26 protein-coding genes are annotated in these 25339 nt (G+C 61.4%); 20 read left to right on the top strand and 6 right to left on the bottom strand.

From position 1 onward, the window contains the following. The first annotated feature begins 68 nt into the window (after positions 1-68). The 3 genes from NKG95_RS10455 to NKG95_RS10445 all read left to right on the top strand — a co-directional run bounded on the left by NKG95_RS10455 (position 69) and on the right by NKG95_RS10445 (position 2060). Positions 69-506 (top strand): DUF1489 family protein, encoded by a 438-nt coding sequence (locus NKG95_RS10455; RefSeq protein WP_023717749.1) that lies wholly within the window; start codon positions 69-71, stop codon positions 504-506. 124 nt (positions 507-630) lie between these two features. Continuing rightward, complete coding sequence (locus tag NKG95_RS10450; protein WP_352482282.1) at positions 631-1362, top strand: vWA domain-containing protein; 732 nt, start codon at positions 631-633, stop codon at positions 1360-1362. Next, positions 1362-2060, top strand: a complete 699-nt coding sequence (locus tag NKG95_RS10445) for a DnaJ domain-containing protein (protein WP_023717747.1) — start codon at positions 1362-1364, stop codon at positions 2058-2060. Before NKG95_RS10450 ends, NKG95_RS10445 begins: the two co-directional genes overlap by 1 nt. Before the next feature lie 45 nt (positions 2061-2105). Here the strand turns inward: NKG95_RS10445 and NKG95_RS10440 are convergent, their stop codons facing one another. Then, positions 2106-3494 (bottom strand): SPOR domain-containing protein, encoded by a 1389-nt coding sequence (locus NKG95_RS10440; protein ID WP_352494596.1) that lies wholly within the window; start codon positions 3492-3494, stop codon positions 2106-2108. 300 nt (positions 3495-3794) lie between these two features. Between NKG95_RS10440 and NKG95_RS10435 the strand changes: the two genes are divergently transcribed. From NKG95_RS10435 to clpA, 3 genes are all read left to right on the top strand, one after another. Beyond that, entirely contained in the window at positions 3795-4124 is a 330-nt protein-coding gene (locus NKG95_RS10435; RefSeq protein ID WP_023717745.1) for a phasin family protein, read from the top strand. A gap of 275 nt (positions 4125-4399) precedes the next feature. Continuing rightward, positions 4400-4726 carry an ATP-dependent Clp protease adapter ClpS gene (clpS, locus tag NKG95_RS10430; RefSeq protein ID WP_023717744.1) on the top strand — a complete coding sequence of 109 codons (327 nt, stop codon included), beginning with the start codon at positions 4400-4402 and terminating at the stop codon, positions 4724-4726. Between the two features lie 6 nt (positions 4727-4732). Next, positions 4733-7201, top strand: coding sequence for an ATP-dependent Clp protease ATP-binding subunit ClpA (clpA, locus tag NKG95_RS10425; RefSeq protein WP_023717743.1), 2469 nt, complete (start codon positions 4733-4735; stop codon positions 7199-7201). An 86-nt stretch (positions 7202-7287) separates the two neighbouring features. On the opposite strand, the gene NKG95_RS10420 is transcribed toward clpA, so the two are convergent. The 4 genes from NKG95_RS10420 to NKG95_RS10405 all read right to left on the bottom strand — a co-directional run bounded on the left by NKG95_RS10420 (position 7288) and on the right by NKG95_RS10405 (position 10303). Further along, complete coding sequence (locus NKG95_RS10420; protein ID WP_352482287.1) at positions 7288-7719, bottom strand: HIT family protein; 432 nt, start codon at positions 7717-7719, stop codon at positions 7288-7290. Between the two features lie 121 nt (positions 7720-7840). Next, on the bottom strand, positions 7841-9055 hold the full coding sequence (locus NKG95_RS10415) for a GNAT family N-acetyltransferase (protein WP_353040585.1): 1215 nt from the start codon (positions 9053-9055) through the stop codon (positions 7841-7843). 40 nt (positions 9056-9095) lie between these two features. Next, positions 9096-9824 carry a glycerophosphodiester phosphodiesterase gene (locus NKG95_RS10410; protein WP_353040584.1) on the bottom strand — a complete coding sequence of 243 codons (729 nt, stop codon included), beginning with the start codon at positions 9822-9824 and terminating at the stop codon, positions 9096-9098. Between the two features lie 14 nt (positions 9825-9838). After that, complete coding sequence (locus tag NKG95_RS10405; protein ID WP_352908365.1) at positions 9839-10303, bottom strand: RidA family protein; 465 nt, start codon at positions 10301-10303, stop codon at positions 9839-9841. A 138-nt stretch (positions 10304-10441) separates the two neighbouring features. Here NKG95_RS10405 and NKG95_RS10400 point away from each other — a divergent pair, with 138 nt between their 5' ends. The 6 genes from NKG95_RS10400 (at position 10442) to tsf (ending at position 15654) form a co-directional block, all read left to right on the top strand. Next, positions 10442-11269: a cell envelope integrity EipB family protein gene (locus tag NKG95_RS10400; RefSeq protein ID WP_023717738.1), complete on the top strand. Its 828-nt coding sequence runs from the start codon at positions 10442-10444 to the stop codon at positions 11267-11269. A gap of 138 nt (positions 11270-11407) precedes the next feature. Next, complete coding sequence (locus tag NKG95_RS10395) at positions 11408-12706, top strand: lysophospholipid acyltransferase family protein (RefSeq protein WP_353040583.1); 1299 nt, start codon at positions 11408-11410, stop codon at positions 12704-12706. A gap of 43 nt (positions 12707-12749) precedes the next feature. Then, entirely contained in the window at positions 12750-13028 is a 279-nt protein-coding gene (locus NKG95_RS10390) for a DUF4031 domain-containing protein (protein ID WP_023717736.1), read from the top strand. Beyond that, positions 13025-13636 carry a LysE family translocator gene (locus tag NKG95_RS10385; RefSeq protein ID WP_353040582.1) on the top strand — a complete coding sequence of 204 codons (612 nt, stop codon included), beginning with the start codon at positions 13025-13027 and terminating at the stop codon, positions 13634-13636. Before NKG95_RS10390 ends, NKG95_RS10385 begins: the two co-directional genes overlap by 4 nt. Positions 13637-13813: 177 nt before the next feature. Then, a complete protein-coding gene (gene rpsB, locus NKG95_RS10380; RefSeq protein WP_023717734.1) occupies positions 13814-14611 on the top strand; it encodes a 30S ribosomal protein S2 in 798 nt (265 codons plus the stop codon). A gap of 119 nt (positions 14612-14730) precedes the next feature. Beyond that, a complete protein-coding gene (gene tsf / locus NKG95_RS10375) occupies positions 14731-15654 on the top strand; it encodes a translation elongation factor Ts (RefSeq protein ID WP_023717733.1) in 924 nt (307 codons plus the stop codon). Here tsf and NKG95_RS10370 read toward each other — a convergent pair. Then, the gene (locus NKG95_RS10370) at positions 15644-16594 is read right to left on the bottom strand and encodes a LysR family transcriptional regulator (RefSeq protein ID WP_353040581.1); all 951 of its coding nucleotides are present in this window, start codon (positions 16592-16594) and stop codon (positions 15644-15646) included. The two genes, tsf and NKG95_RS10370, sit on opposite strands and share 11 nt — an antisense overlap. A 114-nt stretch (positions 16595-16708) precedes the next feature. Here NKG95_RS10370 and NKG95_RS10365 point away from each other — a divergent pair, with 114 nt between their 5' ends. From NKG95_RS10365 to bamA, 8 genes are all read left to right on the top strand, one after another. Beyond that, positions 16709-17137 (top strand): nuclear transport factor 2 family protein, encoded by a 429-nt coding sequence (locus tag NKG95_RS10365; RefSeq protein ID WP_352482295.1) that lies wholly within the window; start codon positions 16709-16711, stop codon positions 17135-17137. A gap of 56 nt (positions 17138-17193) precedes the next feature. Next, complete coding sequence (locus tag NKG95_RS10360; RefSeq protein ID WP_353040580.1) at positions 17194-18300, top strand: aldo/keto reductase; 1107 nt, start codon at positions 17194-17196, stop codon at positions 18298-18300. A gap of 133 nt (positions 18301-18433) precedes the next feature. After that, positions 18434-19156 (top strand): UMP kinase, encoded by a 723-nt coding sequence (pyrH, locus tag NKG95_RS10355; RefSeq protein WP_023717729.1) that lies wholly within the window; start codon positions 18434-18436, stop codon positions 19154-19156. A gap of 105 nt (positions 19157-19261) precedes the next feature. Continuing rightward, positions 19262-19816: a ribosome recycling factor gene (frr, locus tag NKG95_RS10350; RefSeq protein ID WP_084642476.1), complete on the top strand. Its 555-nt coding sequence runs from the start codon at positions 19262-19264 to the stop codon at positions 19814-19816. A gap of 32 nt (positions 19817-19848) precedes the next feature. Beyond that, complete coding sequence (locus tag NKG95_RS10345) at positions 19849-20571, top strand: isoprenyl transferase (RefSeq protein WP_023717727.1); 723 nt, start codon at positions 19849-19851, stop codon at positions 20569-20571. Positions 20572-20574: 3 nt separating this feature from the next. After that, positions 20575-21408, top strand: a complete 834-nt coding sequence (locus tag NKG95_RS10340) for a phosphatidate cytidylyltransferase (protein ID WP_353040579.1) — start codon at positions 20575-20577, stop codon at positions 21406-21408. A 104-nt stretch (positions 21409-21512) separates the two neighbouring features. Next, positions 21513-22655, top strand: coding sequence for an RIP metalloprotease RseP (rseP, locus tag NKG95_RS10335; RefSeq protein WP_352482672.1), 1143 nt, complete (start codon positions 21513-21515; stop codon positions 22653-22655). A gap of 217 nt (positions 22656-22872) precedes the next feature. After that, positions 22873-25227 carry an outer membrane protein assembly factor BamA gene (gene bamA / locus NKG95_RS10330; RefSeq protein WP_353040578.1) on the top strand — a complete coding sequence of 785 codons (2355 nt, stop codon included), beginning with the start codon at positions 22873-22875 and terminating at the stop codon, positions 25225-25227. The last annotated feature ends 112 nt before the right edge of the window (positions 25228-25339 follow it).

The following is a 25339-nucleotide window of genomic DNA, read 5'->3' as shown; positions in this document are numbered from 1 at the left end:
TGGACCACCACTGTGGAGAAGTCGATCAGGCCGTTGACGCGTTCGCGTGCTGGGCTAAACCTTAAACGATGTCTCTCAATCTCATAAAGCTTTGCGTCGGCTGTGACAGCGTCGAGGATCTGGAAGAGTGGATTGCCTTCCGCCTCGACGAGCGGCGCCGCGCCGGCGAACCGGCCGAACACTACCACACCACCCGCATGGTGCCGACGCGCGGCGCCGAGATCACCGACGGCGGCTCGCTCTACTGGGTGGTCAAGGGCAATGTCCAATGCCGTCAGCTGATCACCGAAATCCGGCCCTTCACCGATGACGATGGCATCGGCCGCTGCCATCTGATCCTCGATCCCGAGGTCGTGCGCACCGACTGGCAGCCGCGCCGTGCATTCCAAGGGTGGCGCTACCTGAAGCCTGCGGACGCGCCGGCCGATCTCGGCAAGGGCAAAGCCGGGCTGATCGAAATGCCGCCGAAGCTCAGGCGTGAGCTTGCCGATCTTGGCCTACTCTGACGCCAAGAACCGTAACGCCAAGGGCACCGGCCGAACGCTTGTCCGCAGTTGCCATCATCACCGGTCCTGCAGGTCGCCTGATCTGGGCTTGCAAGCTGGGGAACAACGCCACATCTTGAATGTCATGAGCGACAAGAAGCAGCCCGTGCCTGCAAAGGCCAATCCTGCGCCGGTCGAGTCCCAATCGAGCACCGGCGAGATCGACGCCTTTCTCCGTCAGGCAAGGACGCTCGCTGCATCCGCCACCGGTTCAGGCAGGCTGATCCTGTCCCTCGACGCTACGATGAGCCGCCAGCCGACCTGGGATCTCGCCTGTGCGCTGCAGGCCGAGATGTTCGACGCCGTCGGCAAGGCTGGGGTGCTCAAGGTTCAACTGGTCTATTTCCGCGGGCTTGGCGAGTGCCGTTCCTCCGCATTCGTCACCGATACCGAAGCTCTGAAGCAGCTGATGACGCGCATCGACTGCCGTAGCGGCCACACCCAGATCGGCAAGGTGCTCGCCCATGCGCTGAAACAGACGGCGGCGGCCAAGGTCAACGCGCTGGTCTATATCGGCGATGCGATGGAAGAAAACATAGATGATCTGGCCGAAAAGGCCGGTAGCCTAGGTCTGCACGGCGTTCCTGTCTTCGTTTTTCAGGAAGGCCATGATGCCGGTGCAGAAAAGGCGTTCAAGGAAATTGCACGGCTGTCCAAAGGGGCCTGGTTCCGGTTTGATCGGCGGGCTGCCGCGACCTTGGCCGGCCTGCTTTCGTCCGTCGCCGTGTTTGCGACCGGCGGTCTGAAAGCACTGGAGGACCGGGGCAGGCCGGAGGACCGGCTGATGATCGAGCATCTACGGGGCGGCGGAAACTGATGGGCGCGATTATCGCTTTTGTAGCATTGCTTCTGGTGCTTCTCGGCATGCTCACCATCTTCCTGCGCGCCGATCCGGGGAAGCTTGCAGGCGGCATGAGGACCCTTGGACCCGTGCTGCTCGGGCTGGTCGGCGTTGCCGTGCTGCTGGTCGGGCGCGAGGGCCTCGGCGGCTTGATCCTGTCGGCCGCGCTCGCCTGGTATGGCTCCATGCGCATGAATCAGCCGGCCGCAAAACTGGCACCGGGCAAGCGTTCGACGGTGCGTACCGCGGCGCTTGAGATGGAACTCGATCACGACACCGGCGGCCTCGAAGGCCTCGTGCTGGCTGGGCGCCATGAAGGCAAGATGCTTGGCTCGATGGGGCTTGCCGAATTGCAGCAACTTTATCGCGAGCTCTCCGGCGATCCGGAGAGCCGCCAGCTGCTAGAGACGTATCTTGACGGCAGATTTCCCATCTGGCGCAAAGACGCTGATGCGAATGGTGGCGAAGGGCTGGGTGTTGCGCCAGGTTCGGGCGCCATGACTAAGGAGGAGGCCTACAAGATCCTTGGTCTTGAAGCGGGGGCTGCCGCGGCGGATGTCCGCAAGGCGCACCGCCGCCTGATGCAGCGCCTGCACCCCGATATCGGTGGCACGTCTTTCCTGGCGGCGCGGATCAACGAAGCCAAGGACGTCTTGCTCTCCAATCACAACTAGTCTCCTTCGACGCAGAACTTTCGGGAAAGATATCGTTTCGCGCCCTTACTGCTGGACGGCGTAGCACTCGATCTTCTTCTTTTTCAAAGCGTTACAAGCCTTCCAGGCGGCGGTCTTCGAACCAAAACCACCGAACCGGGCGCGGTAATAGGTGACGCCGTCCTTGTCGAAGGCGACGGTGAAACCGGAGGCATCGGCCAGAACGGAGGGCACCTGCTTCGTCGCCTTGTCGAGGAAAGCCTTTGCTTCGGATTGCTTTGGCGAAGAGGCGACCTGTATTGCCCAGCCGGATGGCACCGACGCCGTGCTGACCGGATCGACCTCTGCAGCCGGTTCGGCATAGGCTGCGGCGACCCGGGCCGTCGCCACATCGTCCGCTGTCGCCACGGCCGCCGTCTTGACCTTTCTGGTCTGAACGACCGGAGTGGTTTCTTCAACGACGGGAGCATTTTCCTCGACGAGGGAGGCAACGGCATCGTCGTCCGGCTTACTATCCGGCGTCGGCGCGTCATGCTTCGGCAGAAGCACCTTGGCCAGGGCTGAAATCGGATTGCCGCCACCGGCTTTGGCAATCAGCATGCCGCCGCCGCGCGACGACGCCTTCGGCATGTAGGCATTGATCAACCCGGCCATCTGGCTGTCGCGGCTGCCGCCGGACCTGCCGCCCATGACCACCGCTACGATGCGCCGGTCGCCATCCGATACCGAGGAGACCAGGTTATAGCCGGAGGCGCGGGTATAACCGGTCTTGATGCCGTCGACGCCCTTGATGCGTCCGAGCAGACGGTTATGGCCGTTGATGCGCTGTCGCCCGTAAAGAAAGGAGCGCTGCGAGAAATAGCCGTAATATTGTGGAAAATGCTCTCTCAGGGCGATACCGAGCAGCGCCATGTCGCGCGCCGTCGTGAACTGCCCGGGATCAGGCAAGCCGTTGGCGTTGCGGAAAACGGTTCCCCGCATGCCCAGCGCCCGCGCCTTGGCGGTCATCATGCGGGCGAAATTGGCCTCATTGCCGCCGAGCATCTCGCCAAGCGCAGTTGCGGAATCGTTTGCCGATTTGGTCACCATCGACAGGATGGCGGTCTCGACCGTGACCGAGCCGCCGCGCTTGACGCCGAGCTTTGTTGGCGGTTCGGCAGCGGCATTGGCCGAGAACACGACCGGAGAATTCCTGCTGATCCTGCCCTTCGCCAATGCCTCGAACGTCAGATAGAGCGTCATCATCTTGGTAAGCGAGGCCGGATAGCGCCGGCCATCGGCATCCGACGAATAAAGCACCTTGCCGGACTTGGCATCGATGACGATGGCCGCCGACTTGGCCGCCATGGATGAAGCCGCGTCCGCGACGACGAAGCTCATCGCCATAGCGAGAATCATGATCGTTTTGAGGGGGGACGCGGATTTGGAAACGAAGCCCGACAACGCCTTACGCACTGATAGTTCCTTTGAATTTCCGTTGCCTTGGAGGCGGCAAAGGGTCCTGCCTCACCTCGGGCCACGCTAACGCGGGCAGCGTTACCAATCCGTTTATGGTAACCGCCGCGTTCACCATTTTCTGCGGGATTGAGCCTCTCTTTATTCGAATCTTAGCGATTGCCGGCGGCTCACGATGCGCATTGCCGCGGAAATCTTGACTTTTTGTGCACTGCACAATATATTTACACGCATTGCACAACGCGGCCCGGACAAGGCGCGTCCATCGTCCAAAGGCAACCGTTCAAGGGAATGCGTGAAATGACCCAGACCTATGAAGATTTCAGCAAATACGGCAAGGAATTTGCCGACACCGGATTGAAGAGCTTTGCATCGCTGTCCAAGGGTGCGCAGGCCATCGCCACCGAGGCGGGCGAGTACACCAAGAAAAGTTTTGAGGCCGGCAGCGCCGTTGTCGAGAAGCTCTTCTCCGCCAAGTCGCTGGATAAGGCGATCGAAATCCAGTCCGACTACGCCAAGCAGTCCTATGAGAGCTTCGTCACCGAGGCCACCAAGCTTGGCGATCTCTATGCCGAACTCGCCAAGGAAGCCTACAAGCCGTTCGAATCGATTGTCGCCAAGGCGAAGTAAATTCGACGAACGTTCCAAGCCGGCCCTTGGGCCTCAAAAGACAGACCCGGTCGCGAACGCGCGGCCGGGTTTTTTCATGCCAGCTCGAAATCGGGGTCCTTGCGGTCTTCACGATTTGAAAAATCGGTCAAGTTTGGCCACCTAGCCATATTGTCAGCTAAACAGAAGGGCTTAAAATCGTCCATCGAGCACCTACATGTCGAGCATGCATGAGGATTCGAAAGAGGCAGGACTACGTGACTACAGGTTTGACTGCCACGGGCTACGTGGTGCGAATGCAGAACGGCAGCAACGGCAATGAGGCCGGTCGCGGCACGGCCGTCATCACGCGCACAAAAACCAAGACCAAGAAGCCCAGTCTGTATCGGGTCCTCATCCTTAACGACGACTACACACCCATGGAGTTCGTGGTTCACGTGCTGGAGCGTTTTTTCCAGAAGGATCGCGAAGCCGCCACACGCATAATGCTTCATGTTCACAATCATGGGGTGGGCGAGTGCGGGGTCTATACATTCGAGGTGGCCGAGACCAAAGTGTCTCAGGTCATGGATTTCGCCCGACAGAATCAGCATCCGCTGCAATGCGTGATGGAGAAGAAGTGAGGTAACATGCCGGCTTTCTCCCAAGGCCTGGAAAAGGCGCTTCACCAAGCGCTGACGCTCGCCAATGAGCGGCACCATGAATATGCAACCCTTGAACATTTGCTGCTCGCCCTGATCGACGACACCGAGGCGGCCGCAGTCATGCGTGCCTGCAACGTCGATCTCGACGAGTTGAAGCATACGGTTCTCACCTATATCGACACCGAGCTCGACAATCTCGTCACCGGCTACGATGAAGATTCCAAGCCGACGGCCGGTTTTCAGCGCGTCATCCAGCGCGCGGTGATCCATGTGCAGTCGTCAGGCCGCGAGGAGGTGTCCGGCGCCAACGTGCTCGTCGCCATCTTCGCCGAGCGCGAGAGCCACGCCGCTTATTTCCTGCAGGAACAGCAGATGACCCGCTACGACGCGGTCAACTACATCTCGCATGGCATTGCCAAGCGCCCAGGCGCTTCCGAGACGCGGACGCCGCGCGGCGCCGACGACGAGCAAGGCAGCCAGGGCGGAGCTGAGCCGCAAGAAGAAGGCGGCAAGAAGAAGCAGCAGCAGGACGCGCTGACTGCCTATTGCGTCAACCTGAACAACAAGGCCAAGGCTGGCAAGATCGATCCGCTGATCGGTCGCGAGAGCGAGATCAACCGGACTATCCAGGTGCTGTGCCGCCGGTCCAAGAACAACCCGCTCTATGTCGGCGATCCCGGCGTCGGCAAGACGGCGATCGCCGAAGGCCTCGCCAAGCGCATCGTCGAGGGCGACGTTCCCGAAGTGCTGCACAATGCCACCATCTTCGCGCTCGACATGGGCACGCTGCTGGCCGGCACCCGTTATCGCGGCGATTTCGAGGAGCGGCTGAAGCAGGTCGTCAAGGAGCTCGAGGACTATCCCGGCGCCGTGCTGTTCATCGATGAGATCCACACCGTGATCGGGGCAGGAGCCACCTCTGGCGGCGCCATGGATGCGTCGAACCTGTTGAAGCCGGCGCTGTCGTCCGGCGCGATCCGCTGCATCGGCTCGACCACCTACAAGGAGTTCCGGCAGTTCTTCGAGAAGGACCGCGCGCTGGTGCGGCGATTCCAGAAGATCGACGTCAACGAGCCGACCGTCGAGGACGCCATCGAGATCATGAAGGGACTGAAGCCCTATTTCGAGGAGTTCCACAAGGTTCGCTACACGAGTGAAGCGATCAAGGCTTCGGTCGAGCTCTCGGCGCGTTACATCAACGACCGCAAGCTGCCGGACAAGGCGATCGACGTGATCGACGAGACCGGCGCCTCGCAGATGCTGGTGCCCGAAGCCAAGCGCAAGAAGACCATCGGCATCAAGGAGATCGAAGCGACGATCGCCACGATGGCGCGCATCCCGCCGAAGACGGTTTCCGCCGACGACGAGAAGGTGCTGCAAGGTCTCGACATCGAGTTGAAGCGCGTCGTCTATGGCCAGGACACCGCGATCACCGCGCTGACTTCGGCCATCAAGCTGGCGCGGGCCGGCCTGCGGGAACCGGAAAAGCCGATCGGCTCGTACCTGTTCTCCGGTCCGACCGGTGTCGGCAAGACGGAAGTGGCCAAGCAGCTCGCCGCCTCGCTCGGCGTGGAGCTGATCCGCTTCGACATGTCGGAATATATGGAACGCCACACCGTTTCGCGGCTGATCGGCGCGCCTCCCGGCTATGTCGGCTTCGACCAGGGCGGCCTTCTGACCGACGGCGTCGACCAGCATCCGCATTGCGTGCTGTTGCTGGACGAAGTCGAAAAGGCGCATCCGGACCTGTTCAACATCCTGTTGCAGGTCATGGATCACGGCAAGCTGACCGACCATAACGGTAAGCAGATCGACTTCCGCAATGTCATCCTGATCATGACCACCAATGCGGGCGCATCCGACGCGCAGCGCGCGGCGATCGGTTTCGGTTCGACCAAACGCGAAGGCGACGATGTCGAAGCGATCAACCGGCTGTTCACGCCGGAGTTCCGCAACCGTCTCGATGCGATCATTCCGTTCGGCTCGCTGCCGGTGCCGGTCATCCATCAGGTGGTGCAGAAGTTCGTCATGCAGCTGGAAGCGCAGCTTTCCGAACGCGGCGTGACCTTCGACCTGTCGCAGGATGCAATCGCCTGGCTGGCCGACAAGGGCTATGACGAGCGCATGGGTGCGCGGCCACTTGGCCGTGTCATTCAGGAGCACATCAAGAAGCCGCTGGCCGACGAGGTGCTGTTCGGCAAGCTCAAGAAGGGCGGCACGGTGCGTGTCACCGTCGAGAAGAAGGAAACCGGCGAGACCGGCCTGAAGCTCGAATCGCTCGCCGACGAGGCGCCGGTGAAGCCGAAGAAGGAAGAGCCGGACGACGTGCCGAAAGCCAAGAAGGCGGTGGCGAAAAAGCCCGCCGGGAAAAAGGCGGTGGCGCAGAAGTCGGAGCCGAAGGGCAAGGATGGCGGCAAGCGCAGCCTGGTGCCGCAACTGCCGCGTAAGAACTGACAATCCTGCAAGTAAAAAAGCCCCGGCAACGGGGCTTTTTTCATGAAGCTTGTGGTCGAGTGTCGGCCGAGCGGCTTCGCCCCGATTCAGTTTGCCAGCGCCGTCCGTATCTTGCCGGCGTTCTCAGCCAGGACTTCAGGCTGTTCCATCTGTCCGCTGTGCGGCTTCAAGGGGATGCCTTCGAAGCGCGGAATGACATGGACATGGAGGTGGTAGACGGTCTGGCCCGAAGCTGGTTCGTTGAACTGCATGACCGTGACGCCATCGGCATCGAAGGCCTTCTTTACTGCCCGCGCAACTTTCTGCACGTGAGCGAAGAGGGGGCCAAGCACCGCCGGATCCGCGTCGAGCAGGTTGCGCGACGGCGCTTTCGGCACGACCAGCGTGTGACCCGGTCCTTGCGGCATCACATCCATGAAGACGATGACCGCATCATCCTCGTAGACGCGGTGCGAAGGGATTTCTCCGCGCAGGATTTTTGCGAAAATGTTGCTGCTGTCGTAGGTTGCTTCGGCCATGGCGCACGCTCCGGTTCTTGGCTCGCGGTCTCGTGTAGCGAAGCTGTTGCGGGCGGGCAAGACGATCGGTCGACATCGGCCATGCAGGCTCGAACGTGGTTGAGCGATCGGGCGGGTTTTGCTACTCCGCCATGTCCTTGCGGAACGGGGTGTGCTCTTCCAGATATTCGCTCATCCGCTCGACTTCGCGCCGCTCGCGCTGGAGGTAGTCGGCCACTGCAATGCGCAGACCTGGATGGGCGATGTAGTGCGCCGAATGCATCGTCACCGGCCGGTAGCCGCGCGCCAGCTTGTGCTCGCCCTGCGCACCGGCTTCAACCACCTTCAGCTTTCGCGAGATGGCGAAATCGATCGCCTGATGGTAGCAGACCTCGAAATGCAGGAACGGGTGGTCCTCGATGCAGCCCCAATTGCGGCCGTAGAGCGCGTCTGAACCGATGAAGTTGATGGCGCCGGCTATGTAGCGCCCGTTGCGTTTGGCCATCACCAGCAGGATGTCGTCGGCCATGCGCTCGCCGATCAAGGAGAAGAAATCGCGGTTGAGGTAGGGCCGGCCCCATTTCCTGCTGCCGGTATCCATGTAGAACGCGTAAAAGTCGTCCCAGGCTTTTTCGGTCAGATCCTTGCCGGTCAGCCAGTCGATCGAGATGCCGTCGGCAAGCGCCTCACGCCGCTCCTTTTTCATCGCCTTGCGCTTGCGCGAGGCCAACGTCGAGAGAAAATCGTCGTAGCTCGAAAAGCCTTCGTTGAAGAAGTGAAACTGCTGGTCGGTGCGATGCAGGAAGCCGGCTGCGGCCAAGATCTGGACATCATCCTCCGGCGCGAAGGTGACATGCGCGGAAGACACGCCGAGCTTATCCGTCACCGCCTTTAGGCCGGCCGCAAGGCCGGCCTTGACGGTGGGGCTGTCCTCGCGCTTGCCGACCAGCAGGCGAGGGCCGGTGACGGGTGTGAACGGCACCGCGCATTGCAGCTTCGGATAGTAGCGCCCGCCGGCGCGTTCGAATGCGTCCGACCAGCCATGGTCGAAGACATATTCGCCCTGGCTGTGCGACTTCAGATAGCAGGGGACCGCACCGAGCAGCTTGCCTTGCGCGGTTTCCAGCCTGAGATGATGACCCTGCCAGCCGGTGCGTCGAACGGCGCAGCCGGAATCTTCTAGCGCGCTCAAAAAAGCGAATGAAACAAGCGGGTTGTAGGCGTTTTCTGCCTCGCCCCGCGTAGTGCCACCAAGGCTGTCCCATTCCGCGCTGGTGAAGGCGCCGATGCCCGCGGCGATGCGGATCGACAGCTCCGCATTCGCCGTTTGTCTGTCGCAGTCGTCCCCTTGATCCATGTGGCTTACTTAAGCTCGCTGCGAACCCATACAAGCCCGTTCAAGCAAGCCGCACAAGATCGGGCTCGAATCCTTCGAACGTCATCTGGTCGGCATATTTGAAGGTCAGGTCGACGGCAGATTGGTCATGCACTGTCCAGGTGATCACCGGCATGCCGAGCCTTTCACGTACGAACGACACGAACCGGTTCGGCAGGTCGCCGGCGGCGTAGGAGATAAAGGCGATGTCATGCGCCAGCATGGCGAAATGCGCCTCGATCAGATGGTTGTCGTTGCCGTAGGCGGTTAACCCGCCGGGTATGCCGGGTGCATGTTTCGGGAACTCGCGGATCAGCCAATGGTCGAACGACATGATCGCGGTCTTGCCCTTATAGCGCTTGAGCATCTTGCCGACGCCTTCGACCAGGCCTTCGTCGTGTCCGGCAGCGCCTTTCAGCTCGACAACCATCGGCACACGCTCGTCGACCAGATTAAGCGCCTGCTGCAGCGTCGGCAAATGGTCGGCGGTGCCGCCGACCTTCAGCGCCGTGATCTCAGCAGCCGTACGCTGCCAGACGAAGCCGTCCTCGCCGGTCAGCCGCCGCAGATCGCCATCGTGGATGATGACGGGGACGCCGTCGGATGACAGGTGCACGTCGCACTCGATCGCATAGCCGCGCTCGGCTGCCGCGGCGAAGGCGGAAAGAGTGTTCTCCCAGCGCGCCTTGTTCATGTCGTGGAGGCCGCGATGGGCGACGGGCCGGGCAGTCAGCCAGGAAAGGTCGGTCATGGTCGCAGTCCCGGTCATTCGACTTCGAAGATCGCTTCGATTTCCACTGCGGCATTAAGCGGCAGGGAGGGGGTGCCGACGGCGGAGCGGGCGTGCTTGCCGCGGTCGCCGAGCACGGCGACGAGAAAATCCGAGGCGCCGTTGGCGACCAGATGCTGTTCGACAAAATCCGATGCCGAGGCGACGAAGACGGTGATCTTCACCAGGCGGCGGATCTTGTCGAGATCGCCAAGTGCCGCCTGGGCCTGCGCCAATATGTTGATCGCACAGTATTTTGCGGCTTCCTTTCCGGTCGCGGTGTCGACATCGCGGCCAAGCAGCCCGCTCGCCTGGAGCTTGCCCTCCTTGAGCGGCAACTGCCCGGCGGTGAACAGCAGATTGCCGGTCCTGCAATAGGGAACGTAGTTGGCGGCGGGCGCAGCGGCAGCCGGCAGCGTCACGCCGAGATCGCTTAGCCGCTTTTCGATTGTTTCGCTCATGCTATTTCCCTATTGCTTGAAGGTGCCGCGCAGGCCGGGCCGAAATTGCTATTTTTGCCTCGCTTCCGCCACGACTTTTTTTAAGCTGGACCATCTTTCCATGCGGCCTGCCATTAGCCGCGATGATCGGAGCACCCCATGCGCGCAACGCGCCTCGCATTCAACGCCGTTCTTCTGACAGCGGCTTCCTGGGCGGCTCCCGCTTTTGCGGTGCCGGCGCTGCAGGCGCACCGTGCCGTCTATGATATCACCCTGGACAAGGCGTCGGATCGCTCGGGGATCACCGGCATATCGGGCCGTATGGTCTACGAGTTCAATGGCTCGCCTTGCGAGGGCTACACGGTAAAGTTCCGCCTGGTCACCCAGATCGTCACCAACGACAATACTAGGCTGACCGACCAGCAGATGACCACCTTCGAGGATGCCGAAGGCAAGACCTTCTCCTTCGTCAACAAGTCCTTTGTCGACCAGAACCTCGACAAGGAGGTCAAGGGGACGGCAACGAAGGAGGCCAATGGTCTCAAGGTCGAAATCGACAAGCCCGAGAAGAACAGCCTGGAACTCGCCGCGACCCAGTTCCCGACCCAGCAAATGGTTGAAATGATCGGCAAGGCGGAAAAGGGCGAGCGTTTTTACGAAACCAACCTGTTCGACGGCTCGGAGGATGCCAACAAGGTGATGACCACCACCGTCGTCGTCGGCAAGCAAGCCAATGCCGACAAGACTGATCCGGAAGTGCCGGCGCTGGCCAAGCTCGCCAGCGACAAATACTGGCCGGTTGACATCGCCTATTTCGACGATACCGACAAAGGCGGCGAGGAAGTGCCGGAATACCGGATCAGCTTCAAGCTGCACGAGAACGGCATCACGCGCGGTCTCGTAATGGACTATGGCGAGTTCTCGATGACCGGCAAGCTGGTCAATCTGTCGCTGTTCGATCAGCCAAAGACCTGCCCGTCGAAATAGGCTCGAACCGACGGCAAGCTGCTGCCGGCTGCTCTCCGCGATAGTGGCGCTTGATCTTGCGGGCATGTTGCACCGACTTGAGCATGCCGCAATTGCATATCAACGTCTTACGACGGTAAGCGCCGCGGGGGGAGCAGGTTGAGCAGGATCGACGTTTTTGTGGCGCCGCGGCCCAATGCGACGCTGATCAAGGCCATGACATTCGTCAACCGCATTGTCATGCTGCACGGCATTCCGGGGCTTCGCGACCTGTTGCCGTTCAACCGTCTGGCCGGTCTGCGCGGCGTCGCCAATGTCCGCCACATCGATTTTCCGGAGGACGACCGGCAAAGGTTGAAGGCTTGTTGCGGCGCGGGCAAGGCGACGTTCATCACGCCCAACCATCCGGAGTTCTTTACCGACTGGATGATCGACAAGGAGGTCGTCTCGCGGGTAAGCCCGCTGGCGGCATCCTGGGCCACGCACGGCGTCGTCAACGGGCTTGGCCGGCTGATGCAGAAATTCTGGCTGGCCAACAATCTAATCGCCCAAATCCCGGGCAATAGCGGGGCCGCCAAGGAACATTCGGTGGCCTGGGCGCTGAAAGGGCACGGCGTTCTCCTGCATCCCGAAGGCGGCGTCGGCTGGCATGCCAACATCGTTGCCCCGCTGCTGCCGGGCGCGGTCGAGATGGGGCTCGAAGCGCTGAAGCGCGGCCGCCTGACGGATCCGGATTTCAAAGTTTGGATCGCGCCCGTGATCTGGAAGCTCGCTTTCACGGGGAATGTCGAGGCAGCGCTGGCAAAGGAGTGCGCCTACGTCGAGCGCAGCCTGAAGATCGAACGCCATGCCGCCGATTCGCTGCCGGAGCGCGTCCATCATATCTATGCGACATTGCTGTCGCGCGATGAGGCTGCATATGGCCTGCGGTCCGATGAGCGGGTTTCGTATGACGCACGTCAGAAGGACCTGCTCGTGGAACTCGGCCGTCGCCTTGCTGAACTTGTCTCGGTCGGCGCCGGCACGCTCGACAGTGCCGAGCTTTTGCGCCGGTCGCGCCGCTGGCTGCGAGAAAACACGGATGATACCGGAAGCCGGAAGCAGGTCCGAACGCTGGCGGATACGATCCAGCGCTTGCGGCGTGTCGGGCCCTGGGCTTCAGCCAATCCGCGCATCACGCAGGAGGAGATCGCCGAACACTTGAAGCGGATCCGCAACGATTATTGCAAGGGTACACTGCGCGATACGATCGACCGTTTCGTGCCGCAGCCGGCAGGCCCACGCCGCGCCCATATCCGGGTGCCGGACCCTTTAGGCTTGCACGCCTATAAAGGCTCCGTCGAGGCGGCACTCGTCGAACTGCACGACCGCATGCAGGAGACCATCACCAGCACCATAGCGCAACTCCAGGCCGGCGGCGGCTTCATTTTCTATGCTAATCCCTTCTATCATCGTTAGCGGCGTGTTGGTCGGCGCAAGATGAAGGAGTGCGGCAAGCCCCATGGCGGTCTATGTCGATGCGGCGATCTGGAAATGGGTCGGCCACCGCTGGTGTCATCTGCTGGCAGACGACACCGACGAGCTGCATCGCTTCGCCGCGCAGCTCGGCATCAAGCGCTCGTCCTACCAAGGGCCGCCGAAGACATCGGCGCCGCATTATGACATAACCGGGTTCGAGCGCGACCGCGCGGTGCGGCTCGGCGCCATCGAGTGCAGCCGCGAGGAGATCGTCGCTGTTTTCCGGCGTGTGCGCGTGCCGAGGGGGAAGATGCGACGATGACATTGACGGCATTTTTGGCTTACTGCGCCGCGATCACATTTGCCGCCGCCACGCCTGGTCCGGCGATGTTCACGGTTATCGCCAATGGCGTCTCGCTTGGCTTCGTTCGCGCTTTCCTGGCTGGTCTCGGCATCGCCGCAGGCGACGCGGTGCTGGTCACCTTGGCACTGCTCGGTCTCGTGGCGCTGGTACAGGCCTTCGAATGGGTTTTTTTAATCCTGAAGTATGCGGGTGCTGCCTATCTGGTGTTTCTCGGCATCCGGATGTGGCGATCGGCCGCCGCGCGATCGCATGGACAGCACGCAACCCAGGCAAGACTGTCTCGATCGTTTTTCCTCGGTATCTCCATCGCATTGGGCAATCCCAAGGCGATCCTGTTCCACGCCTCTATAATGCCGCTGATTCTTGACCTCAATACGATGACCTTCGCCGATGGGCTGCTCGTGGTTGCGGTCGTGATCTGCGTCAACATCGTCACCATGGGCTTCTACTCAGCGCTCTCCGGGCGGGCTTCGAGCTGGTTCAAGACGCCAAGGCGCATGCGGCTGATGAACAGGTTTGCCGGCGGCGCCATGATAGGCACCGGTGCGCTGATCGCCGCACGCTGAGCCGCAAGACGCCACAGCGCTTGCGTTTGTCGCGCATCCCCTCTATATGCGCGCACATTCCACACACGGACTTTGGTGTCTGCCCGGGAGAAATCCGGCGGAAACCTCCGGTGGCGTTCGAGGACCAAGTCCAAAAAATGCCTGTGTCCGTGGAGGCTAACCGGAAAGGAAATAAGAATGGCTCTGCCTGATTTCAGCATGCGCCAGCTATTGGAAGCTGGCATTCACTTCGGCCACCAGACCCACCGCTGGAACCCGAAAATGGCGCCCTATATCTACGGCGCCCGCAACAACATCCACATCATCGACCTCTCGCAGACGGTGCCTTTGCTGCACCAGGCGCTGAAGCAGGTTTCCGACACTGTTGCCAAGGGCGGCCGCGTGCTGTTCGTCGGCACCAAGCGCCAGGCCTCCGACATCGTCGCCGATGCCGCGCAGCGCTCGGCTCAGTACTATGTTAACTCGCGCTGGCTCGGCGGCATGCTGACCAACTGGAAGACGATCTCGAATTCCATCCAGCGCCTGCGCAAGCTCGACGAGATGCTGGCCGGCGAGGCTCAGGGCCTGACCAAGAAGGAGCGCCTCAACCTCGACCGCGAGCGTGAGAAGCTCGACAAGGCGCTGGGCGGCATCAAGGATATGGGTTCGACGCCCGATTTGATGTTCGTGATCGATACCAACAAGGAAGCGATCGCCATCCTCGAGGCCAAGCGTCTCGGCATCCCGGTCGTTGCAATCATCGATTCCAACTGCGACCCGGACAAGATCGACTTCCCGATCCCCGGCAATGACGATGCGGCCCGCGCCATCCAGCTCTATTGCGATCTGATTGCCAAGGCTGCGATCGACGGCATCGCCCGCCAGCAGGGCGCACTCGGCGTCGACATCGGCGCATCGGTCGAGGCTCCGGTCGAGCCGGCGCTCGAACCGACCCCGGCCGCCGAGAGCCCGGCAACCCAGACCCCGGAAGCATAATAGCGAAGGCCGGCTGCGGCCTTCATCTTTCCAATATGTTGGCGCGGTAAGCGCTACCGGCACCAGGCGCATCATCGAAACTCGATGGTGCGTCGGTGCATTTAGACAAAGAGGCGACAATGAGCATTTCGGCTGCACAGGTCAAAGAACTCCGCGACTTGACCGGCGCGGGCATGATGGACTGCAAGGCGGCGTTGAACGAGACCAACGGCAACATGGAAGAAGCCATCGACTGGCTGCGCAAGAAGGGCATTTCCAAGGCCGACAAGAAGGCTGGCCGTACTGCTGCCGAAGGCCTGATCGGCGTCGATTCCGGCGTCCGCGAGGCAGCGATCGTCGAGGTCAATTCCGAGACGGATTTCGTTGCGCGCAATGCTGCGTTCCAGGAGATCGTCGCCAATGTCGCGAAGGTCGCGCTTGCCTATGGCGGCAAGACCGAGGCCGTTGCCGCTGCTCCCTATCCGGGCTCGGGCAAGTCGGTCACCGAGACCATCAAGGACGCAGTCGGCACCATCGGCGAGAATCTGGGCTTCCGCCGCTCGGCCAAGCTCACCGTCGAGCACGGCGCTGTCGCAACCTACGTCCACAATGCGGTTGCCGACGGCCTTGGCAAGCTCGGCGTGCTGGTCGCCATCGAGACGACAGGCAACGCGCAGGCCGCCAACGCCTTTGCCCGCCAAGTCGCCATGCATGTCGCCGCCACCAACCCGATGGCCTTGACCACCGAAGAGCTCGATCCGGCCGCGGTCGAGCGCGAGAAGGCGATCTTCGCCGACCAGGCGCGCCAGTCCGGCAAGCCGGAAGCGATCATCGAGAAGATGGTCGAGGGCCGTTTGCGCAAGTTCTACGAAGAGGTCGTGCTGCTCAAGCAGGCTTTCGTGCTCAATCCCGACATCACCGTCGAGAAGGCGCTGAAGGATGCCGAAAGCGAGATCGGCGCGCCAGCCAAAATCGCCGCCTATCTGCGCTTCGCGCTCGGTGAGGGCATCGAGAAGGAAGAGACCGATTTCGCGGCGGAAGTCGCGGCAGCGGTCAAGAAGTAAACTGTTGGGTTGAAAGGCTTTTTCGGCCGGGTGTCCGCGAGGATGCCCGGCCGATTTCTTGCGCGGTGTCGATAAAGGCGCGGAGCTTCGGGGCCATCGCGGCGCGGCGCGGGAAATAGAGGAACAGTCCCGGTTCCTCGATCGATGCCTCGCCAAGGACTTCGACCAGCCGGCCTGCCTCGATGTCGGGCTTGACAAGCGGCTCGAACAGATATGCGAGGCCGATGCCGGCAAGGGCCATGTCTTTTGCCGACAGCGGTTCGCTGACGACGACGCTGCCGCGCGTCTCGACGCCGATATCCTTGCCCTGGTCTGACAGATCCCAACGGTAGAGCGCACGTGATCGCAACAGCCGATAGCCGATGCAGTTGCGGGTGGAGAGATCAGCAATTGTTCGCGGCTTTCCGTGGCGGCCGATGTAGGCCGGAGAGGCGACAATGGTCGTCCGGAACGGCTGAGTCAGCCGCACCGTCACCATATCCTCGGCGATCATCTCGCCCAGCCGGATGCCGGCGTCGAAACCCTCGCCGACGATATCGCTCAGACGTTCGTCGGTGACGATCTCCACCGTCACGTCAGGGTAACGTTCCGCCATCGCCGTCAGGATGGGCATCAGCGCCAGAGGCAGCGCCAAACGCGGCGCGTTGATCCTGAGCAGTCCGCTTGCCCGGCCTTTGACAGAGCGGATGCGTTCGATCCGGTCGGCAATGTCTTCCAGCGCCGGCTCCGCCGCAGCGACGAGGGCGGTGCCAGCCTCGGTCAGCGAGACGCTGCGTGTGGTGCGGGCAAACAACGGCTGGCCGATTCGCTCCTCCACCAGCCGCACCGCATGGCTGACCGCTGACGGGCTCATGCCGAGCTCGGCGGCCGCCGAGGCGAAGCCGCCACGCCGCGCGACGGCAACGATTATAGGTAGGTGGCTAAGCAGATCGCGATCCATTCATGCATGGTATCGCATAGTCCATTCGGATAATGCAATCTTATCGGATAGGGAAGAAGAACGCATCTTTGGCTGCATCACACGGCAATCGCCGAGCAGCCAAGGAGACGTCCAATGACCGACCTCAAGTCCGAACGAACCCGTAATCTCGAGACAGTGCGTAAATTCTTTGACCTGATGCACCGCAAGGACATTGAGGCATGGGGCAACCTTTGGGCTGAAGATGGCCGAATCCTTGTCTTCTACCCGCCGGCAGGATTTGGAAGCAGCATCGATGGTAAGGCCGCGATCCTGGCGGCCTTCCGAGGCCTCTTCGGCAATTTCGAATCCTTCGACTCCCAGCTGACAGCCGTCTATCCGGCAGCGGATTCGGACGCGATCGTCGTTGAGTACAAGAACCGCGCGATGCTGATTGGCGGCTCTGAATACACCAACAGCAATATCGCGATCTTCCGCTTCGAGAGCGGTCTGATCAGCGCCTACCACGACTATTTCGATCCGCGTCGGTTCCAGGTGGTGGTCGATGCGCTGGCCAAGGCCTGACTGCATATCCCAGGCAAGGACCTCAATCCCGTTTTTCAAATTTCAGGAGAAAATCCATGACCATGTCCTACTACACGCTCGGCAACAGCGGGCTGCGTGTCACTCGTCTGGCGCTCGGCACCATGACGTTCGGCACGGAATGGGGCTGGGGCGCGGAGAAGGAAACGGCGCGCGCCTTGGTTGATGCCTATGTCGAAGCCGGTGGCAATTTCTTCGATACCGCCGATCTCTATACCGGTGGCACGGCCGAAACCTGGCTCGGCGAATTCATCGCCGAGCGTGGGCTGCGCGACAAGGCGGTGATCAGTACCAAATTTACCTACAACGCCGAACCGGGTAATCCAAATGCCGGCGGCAACGGCCGTAAGAACATCCTGCGGGCGGTAGACGGTTCGCTGAAGCGGCTCGGCACCGATTACATCGACCTCTACATCCTCCATACCTGGGACAGGCTGACGCCACCGGAGGAGGTGATGCGGACGCTGGACGATCTGGTGCGCGCCGGAAAGATCCGGCATGTCGGTCTGTCCGACGTGCCGGCCTGGTACGCAAGCCGGGCGCAGGCGATCGCCGAGCATCGCGGCTATGAACCGGTTTCGGCGCTTCAGCTCGAATATTCGCTGGCCGAGCGCAACATCGAGCACGAGTTCGTGCCGTTCGGCACGCGCTATGGCGCTGGAATCATGGTCTGGAGTCCGTTGGCCAGCGGCCTGCTCAGCGGAAAATACCGTTTCGATACAATCGTCAAGGATGGTGGCCGGCTGGAGACAATGCGTGGTTCGACCAATCCCGGTTTCCAGAAATTCACCGACCGCAACTGGCAAATCGTCGCCGAACTGGAGAGGGTTGCCGGCCAGCTCGGCCGCAGCATGGCCCAGGTCGCCCTGAACTGGGCGGCAAACAGGCCAGGCATTGCGTCCGTCATCGTCGGCTCCACCAGGCTTGACCAGCTCAAGGACAATCTCGGCGCGCTTGATTTCGACATTCCCGAAGACCTTCGGGCACGGCTCGATGCGGTGAGCCGGCCGGTCACGCCCTTTCCGTATTCGTTCTTCGGCCCTGAAATGCAAGGCGGCTTGACCGGTGGGCAGGCGGTTGGCGACAAGCCGGCAAGCTATCTGCCGGATCTGCTCATGCAAGGCACTTTTGCCGGCGTGAGCTGACGGCTATCCCAGTCCACGATCTCAACTTTCCGGCTCGGGCGCCGCGTCCCCCCGCGGCGCCCTTCGTGTATCGGAACGCCCAGTGTTTCGGGGCGCCACCGAAGCGCGTCACACGCATGATGACGAGGACCAGATGACGGTGAAGCCCCTCTACCGACGTGTCTTGCTGAAAGCGTCGGGCGAAGCGTTGATGGGCGAACAGCATTTCGGCATCGACGTATCGGTGGTCGACCGCATCGCCGCCGACATTGCCGAGGCCCGCGCACTGGGCATCGAGGTCGGTGTCGTCATCGGCGGCGGCAACATCTTTCGCGGCGTCGCGGTTGCATCAAAAGGCGGAGACCGCGTCACCGGCGACCATATGGGCATGCTTGCCACGGTCATCAATTCGCTGGCGCTACGCACCTCGCTCAACAAGATCGGCGTCGACGCCGTGGTGTTGTCGGCGATCGCCATGCCCGAGCTGTGCGAAAGTTTTTCGCAGCGTCAGGCAACCGCCTACATGAACCAGGGCAAGGTCGTCATCTTCGCCGGTGGCACCGGCAATCCGTTTTTCACTACCGATTCGGCTGCAGCCCTTCGCGCCGCCGAGATCGGCGCCGATGCTTTGTTCAAGGGCACTCAGGTCGATGGCGTCTATTCGGCTGATCCCAAGAAGGACCCGAACGCGACACGCTTCGAGCGCATCAGCCATAGCGACGTCATAAAACGCGGGCTTTCGATCATGGATACCGCGGCGATTGCACTTGCGCGCGAAAACAACATTCCGATAATCGTCTATTCGATCCACGAGAAGGGTGGTTTCGGTGATATCCTGCGTGGCGGCGGCCGTTGCACGGTTGTCGCCGACGATTAATCCGGACCGTGAACCCGAAAGAGGGACCAGTTCGCGGATTGAGGCTCGAACAGGGTTTTACCCTCAAGGCAGTGAACCCGGGCTAAACGGGTCGAGGAGACGATGATGAGTGGCGAATACGACGATCTCAAACGGCGCATGGACGGGGCGATCGCCGCGTTCAAGCATGATCTGGCTTCGCTGCGCACCGGCCGCGCGTCGAGCAGCCTGCTCGACGCCATCCAGGTGCAGGCCTACGGCACCGCCATGCCGATCAACCAGGTGGCAACCGTGTCGGTGCCGGAGCCGCGCATGATCTCGGTTTCGGTCTGGGACAAGTCGATGGTCAGTGCCGTCGACCGCGCCATCCGTGAATCCAATCTCGGCTTCAATCCTATCGTAGACGGCACCAATCTCAGGATCCCGTTGCCTGAACTCAACGAGCAGCGCCGCAAGGAGCTTGTCAAGATCTCGCACGGCTATGCCGAGAATGCCCGCGTCGCTGTGCGTCACGTTCGCCGGGACGGCATGGACTTTCTGAAAAAGGCGGAAAAGGACGGCGACATCAGCGAGGACGACCACCGCAAACGGGCCGACCAGGTTCAGAAACTAACCGACGAGACAATCAGCACGATCGACCACCTGCTTTCCGACAAGGAAGCGGAAATCATGCAGGTCTAGGGTCTGGCCACGGCTGGCCCGGAAGCGAGAACATGGCAACGCCCGCGCATGTCGCGATCATCATGGACGGAAACGGACGCTGGGCCAAGGCGCGCGGCTTGCCGCGGCTCGCCGGTCACCGCGCCGGCGTCGAAGCGCTGCGCAAGACGGTGCGCGCCGCCCCTAACCTGGGCATCTCCTTCCTGACCGTCTACGCTTTCTCGTCGGAAAACTGGTCACGGCCGAAATCCGAAGTCAGCGACCTCATGGGCCTGCTGAAGCTTTTCATCCGACGCGATCTCGCCGAGTTGCACCAGAGCGGCGTCCGAATCAGGGTCATCGGTGACAGGGCAGGGCTGCAGCCCGACATAAGAGGCCTGCTCGAGGAAGCCGAAACGCTCACTCTCCGCAACGAGGCGCTGACGCTGGTCATCGCCTTCAATTATGGCGGGCGCGACGAGATCGTCCGCACAGCGCGCAAGCTCGCCGCGGCGGTGGCGCGTGGCGAGATCGACAGCGAAGCGATCACGGCAGAGTCCTTCGCCAACTCGCTCGACACAGAGGGCATCCCGGATCCGGAACTGGTCATCCGCACCAGCGGCGAGCTTCGGCTGTCGAATTTCCTGTTATGGCAGGCCGCCTACAGCGAACTTGTTTTCCTGCCTTGCTACTGGCCCGACTTCAGTCGCGAGCACCTGTCCGATGCACTGCGCGATTTCGCCGGCCGCGAGCGCCGCTTCGGCGGACTTGCCGCCCAAGACGTCGCCTCGGGCTGAGGGATGAGCAACCTTCAGCTCCGCGTCATTTCGGCCGTCGTGCTTGCCATCGTCACGCTCGGCCTGACCTGGCTTGGCGGACTGCCCTTCCGGTTGCTTTGCGCTGCCATGGCGGCGGTGATCTTCTACGAGTGGACGCGGATGAGCCGTCCAGCTGCCCCGACCGGTGTTAATGCTGCGACAGGTCTTGGCTTTCTGCCCGAGGCGCTGATCGTGGTCTTTATCGGTGCCCTCATCGCCGGCCTGTCAGCGTCTTTGCTGCTGCCGCTCGTCGCGGCTCTGGTTGCTGTCGGTGCCATCGCGGCGTCGATGCGCAAGGCAGGACCGTGGGAAGCGTCCGGCCTTGCCTATGCGGCGGTTTCCGGCCTGTCGCTGGCCTTCTTGCGCGACGGCGACCGTTCCGGGCTGCTGGCCATCCTCTTTCTGTTCGCCGTGGTTTGGGCGACCGATATTTTTGCATATTTCGTCGGCCGCTCCGTCGGTGGTCCAAGGCTGGCGCCGTCGATCTCGCCGGGCAAGACGCGGAGCGGGGCGCTCGGGGGGGTGGTCGGCGGCGTGGTGGCCGGGCTGCTTCTGGCCGCTGTAGCCGGAACGGGCAACCTTGTCGTGCTTGGCGTGATCGCACTGGTGCTTTCGATCGTCGCGCAAGCCGGCGACCTGTTCGAATCATGGGTCAAGCGACGCCACGGCCGTAAAGATTCCGGCACGCTGATACCCGGCCATGGCGGCATCATGGATCGGGTCGATGGGCTTGTCGCGGCGGCTTTCGCCCTATACGTCATCGGCTGGATTTCCGCGACCGCCGATCATCCCGCGCAGGGGCTGTTTCCGGTTTGAACGGCATCGTCGGTGGGCCGGTGCGGGGCTGCGCCATGGATTCGCCTGGATTGATGTCACAGTCGCGGCGTGACCTGCGCCGTGGATGAATTTGAGGGCATGAATTGAACGAGATTCTTCACGCGGTTTTCAGCACAGAGGGCTTTGTCCTCGGCACGCTGGTGCCTTTCCTGTTCGTGCTGACCGTGGTCGTTTTCGTCCACGAAATGGGCCACTACCTCGTCGGCCGCTGGTGCGGTATCGGCGCAAAGGCCTTTTCGATCGGTTTCGGCCCTGAAATCATCGGCTTCAACGACAGCCGCGGCACGCGCTGGAAGCTTTGCGCCATACCGCTCGGCGGCTACGTCAAGTTCGTCGGCGACATGAACGCGACGTCGAGCCAACCCAGCTCGGAGGAGATCGAGGCGCTGAGCGACGAAGAACGCAAGGTCGCCTTCCACACGCAGCCGATCTGGAAGCGCGCGGCGACAGTGGTGGCGGGGCCGCTGTTCAACTTCCTGCTGACGATCGCTGTCTTTTCCGTGCTTTTTTCTGTCCATGGCCGTCCCGTGCTGGAGCCGATGGTGGCTGAGGTTACCGTCGGCAGTCCGGCGGCGGCGGCCGGCATCATGCCCGGCGACCGATTCGTCAGCGTCGACGGCAGCAAGGTCGAGACCTTTGCCGACGTCCAGCGTCTGGTCTCCGGCCGTGCCGGCGACAGCATCACCTTCGTCATGCTACGCGGCGGCAAGGAAATCACCGTCACGGCGACGCCGCGCTTGATGGAACAACAGGACGCACTGGGCAACAAGGTCCAGGTGGCCGTGATCGGCGTCGTCAACAACAAGGAACTCGGCCAGCCACGGCTGATCACCTACAGTCCGGCCGGGGCGGTCGGGGCAGCGGTCCAGGAAACCGGACACGTCATTCAGCGCACCGGCCAGTTCCTGCAACGTTTCGTTGTCGGTCGCGAGGACAAGTGCCAGCTGGGCGGCCCTATCAAGATCGCCAAGATGTCGGGTCAGGCGGCAAAGCTCGGCTTTGAATGGCTCGTACAGCTTGTTGCATTCCTGTCAGTCGGGATTGGGATTCTCAACCTTTTGCCGATTCCCCCCCTCGACGGAGGGCATCTTCTGTTCTACGGCGTGGAGGCTGTCATCCGGCGGCCGGTGTCCGAACGGATGATGGAAATGGCTTACCGAAGCGGCCTCATATTGGTGCTCGGCTTCATGGGCTTTGTTTTCTGGAACGATCTGTTTGGGTGCTGAAATCATGAAGGAATTTGGCTTCGGCACGAGCAATGTTGAGACGCCGTTTACCATGCGTGGGGATATGCGTGACGCGAAAGCCACGCCACAGGGTTAAGTAAATACAAATTAACCAGAAGCCTTGCGTGTAGGGAAAATCCGGTTAATACGGTAGGGGAAATTACCGCACGTCCGGTTTTCTCGCCGTGGGGACTTCGAGAAAAGGTACAAAAGCCCGATGAAGGCAGCATCCAAGTTTCTGAGCGCCGCGTCCGCGGTGGCTATGTCCGCCGCTCTGGTTGTACCAGGCGCGCTCGCAGTGCAGTTCGTTGCCACATCGGCCGCCGAGGCGGCTGTCGTCTCCAGAGTCGAAGTCACCGGCAATCAGCGTGTCGACGCGGACACCATCCGCAATTACGTGACGATCAAGCCCGGCAAGGCATTTTCCAGCTCGGACATCGACGATGCGGTCAAGGCGCTGTTCGGCACCGGGCTGTTTTCGGACGTGCAGATCAACCAAGTCGGATCGACGCTGGTCATCAAGGTTTCCGAATACCAGGTCGTCAACCAGGTGCTGTTCCAGGGCAACAAGAAGCTCAAGGACAACGCGCTTGAAGCTGCGGTGCAATTGAAGCCGCGCAGCACCTTCTCGCAACAGCAACTCGACACCGACGTTGAGGCGGTCAAGGCCGCTTACAGGCGTATCGGCCGCGACGACGCCGCCGTGACCACCCAGATCATGGATCTCGGCGACAACCGCGTGAACGTAGTCTTCAACATCAACGAAGGCGGCCGCACCCAGATCGCAGCGATCAATTTCGTCGGCAACAGCGCCTATTCGAGCCGCCGTCTGTCGGACATCATCTCCACCAAGCGCTCGTCCTTCCTTTCCTTCGTGCTGCGCGACGACGTCTATGACGAGGACAAGCTGCGGGCCGACCAAGAGCTGTTGCGCCGCTTCTATTACAATCACGGCTATGCCGACTTCCAGGTCGTCTCGGCTGTCGGCGAACTCGACGACACCACCAACAAATACACCGTCACCATCACGGTGCAGGAGGGCGAGCGTTATACGTTCGGCGATGTCAGTGTCGAAAGCACAATCCCCGAGGTCGACAGCAAGTCGCTTGAATCGGTAGTCCAGACCCACAAGGGCGATGTCTATAACGCCAAGGACGTCGAGGACACGATCATCGCGCTGACCGAGAAAGTCGCCGGTTCGGGCTATGCCTTCGCCCAGGTGACGCCGCGCGGCGATCGCAACTTCGAAAACCACACGATCTCGGTTGTGTATACAATCGACCAGGGCACCAAGGCCTATATCGAGCGCATCGAGATCCGCGGAAACGATCGAACGCGCGACTACGTCATTCGCCGCGAATTCGATGTCAGCGAAGGCGATGCGTTCAACCAGGTTCTCATCCAGCGCGCGAAGAGGCGGCTGGAAGCGCTCGATTATTTTGAGAAAGTCGAGATTTCCACCGTTCCGGGCTCTGAGCCGGACCAGGTCGTGTTGGTGGTCGACGTGGTCGAGAAGTCGACCGGTGAATTTTCGATCGGTGCCGGCTATTCGACTGGTGGCGAAACGTCAGGTCCGTCCGTCGAAGGTTCTATCAGTGAGCGCAATTTCCTCGGTCGCGGCCAATTCATCAAGGTGGCGGCGGGCGGCGGCAAGAACTCGCGCGACTACAGCTTCTCTTTCACCGAACCTTATTTCCTTGGGCGGCGCATCGCGGCCGGCTTCGACATCTACAAGCAGAGCCGAAACTACGACCATTACGACAGCGATACGACGGGCGCGACAGTGCGTTTCGGTCTGCCGATCACCGACAACATCACGACGCAGCTCGCGTACAATATCGCGCAAGAGAAGTACGAGTTCGACGAAGACTGCGACCCAATGGCCGGTTGCAACGTCTCCCAGGCGATCCAAAACGGAGTTAACGAGAGCCCATGGCTCAAGTCGTCGGTCAGCCTCGGCCTGATCTACAACACCATCGACGACATGAAGAACCCGCATGACGGGCTTTATGCCAATGTCAACACCGAAGTGGCCGGCGTCGGCGGCGACGCCAAGTTCATCAAGGTCACGGCGCGCGGCAGCATCTATCAGACGTTGTCCGAACAATTGGATCTGGTAGGCCTCATTTCCGGCGGCGCCGGCCATGTCCAGGGATATGGCGGCGGCGATCTACGTGTCTTCGACCATTTCCAGAGCAGCGACCGTATGATCCGCGGCTTCGAATATGGTGGCATCGGTCCGGTTGCCTTGGACAACCGCAACGACCATCTCGGCGGAACCACTTATTTCAACGCCTCGGCCGAAGCCCAGTTCCCGCTGCCGGTTATCCCGGAAAGCTTCGGCCTCCGCGGGGCAGTGTTTGCCGATGCGGCAACGCTCTACGGCAGCAAGATTGCAAGTGGCCTTGTCGATCCGTCGACAACCGGAATGGAATGGCGCGCTTCTGTCGGTGTCGGCCTGATGTGGGCATCGCCCTTCGGTCCGATCCGCATCGACTATGCGATCCCGGTCAAGAAGGAAAAGACCGACGACGTGCAGGAATTCAACTTCGGTATATCGACCCGCTTCTGATGTGCGGGTAACGATGCTTCCGGCTCGTTTGGATCCGGATGGGCGGTGATCCGACACTACAGCGCAGCGCGTCCTATTGGACACGCAAAGGATGTTGTAGCACTTTGTTTTT

Source organism: Mesorhizobium sp. M1423 (genome assembly GCF_040317575.1).
Lineage (GTDB): Bacteria > Pseudomonadota > Alphaproteobacteria > Rhizobiales > Rhizobiaceae > Mesorhizobium.
Note: the sequence above shows the minus strand (reverse complement) of the source record. Positions and strands in the feature narration are given on the sequence as shown.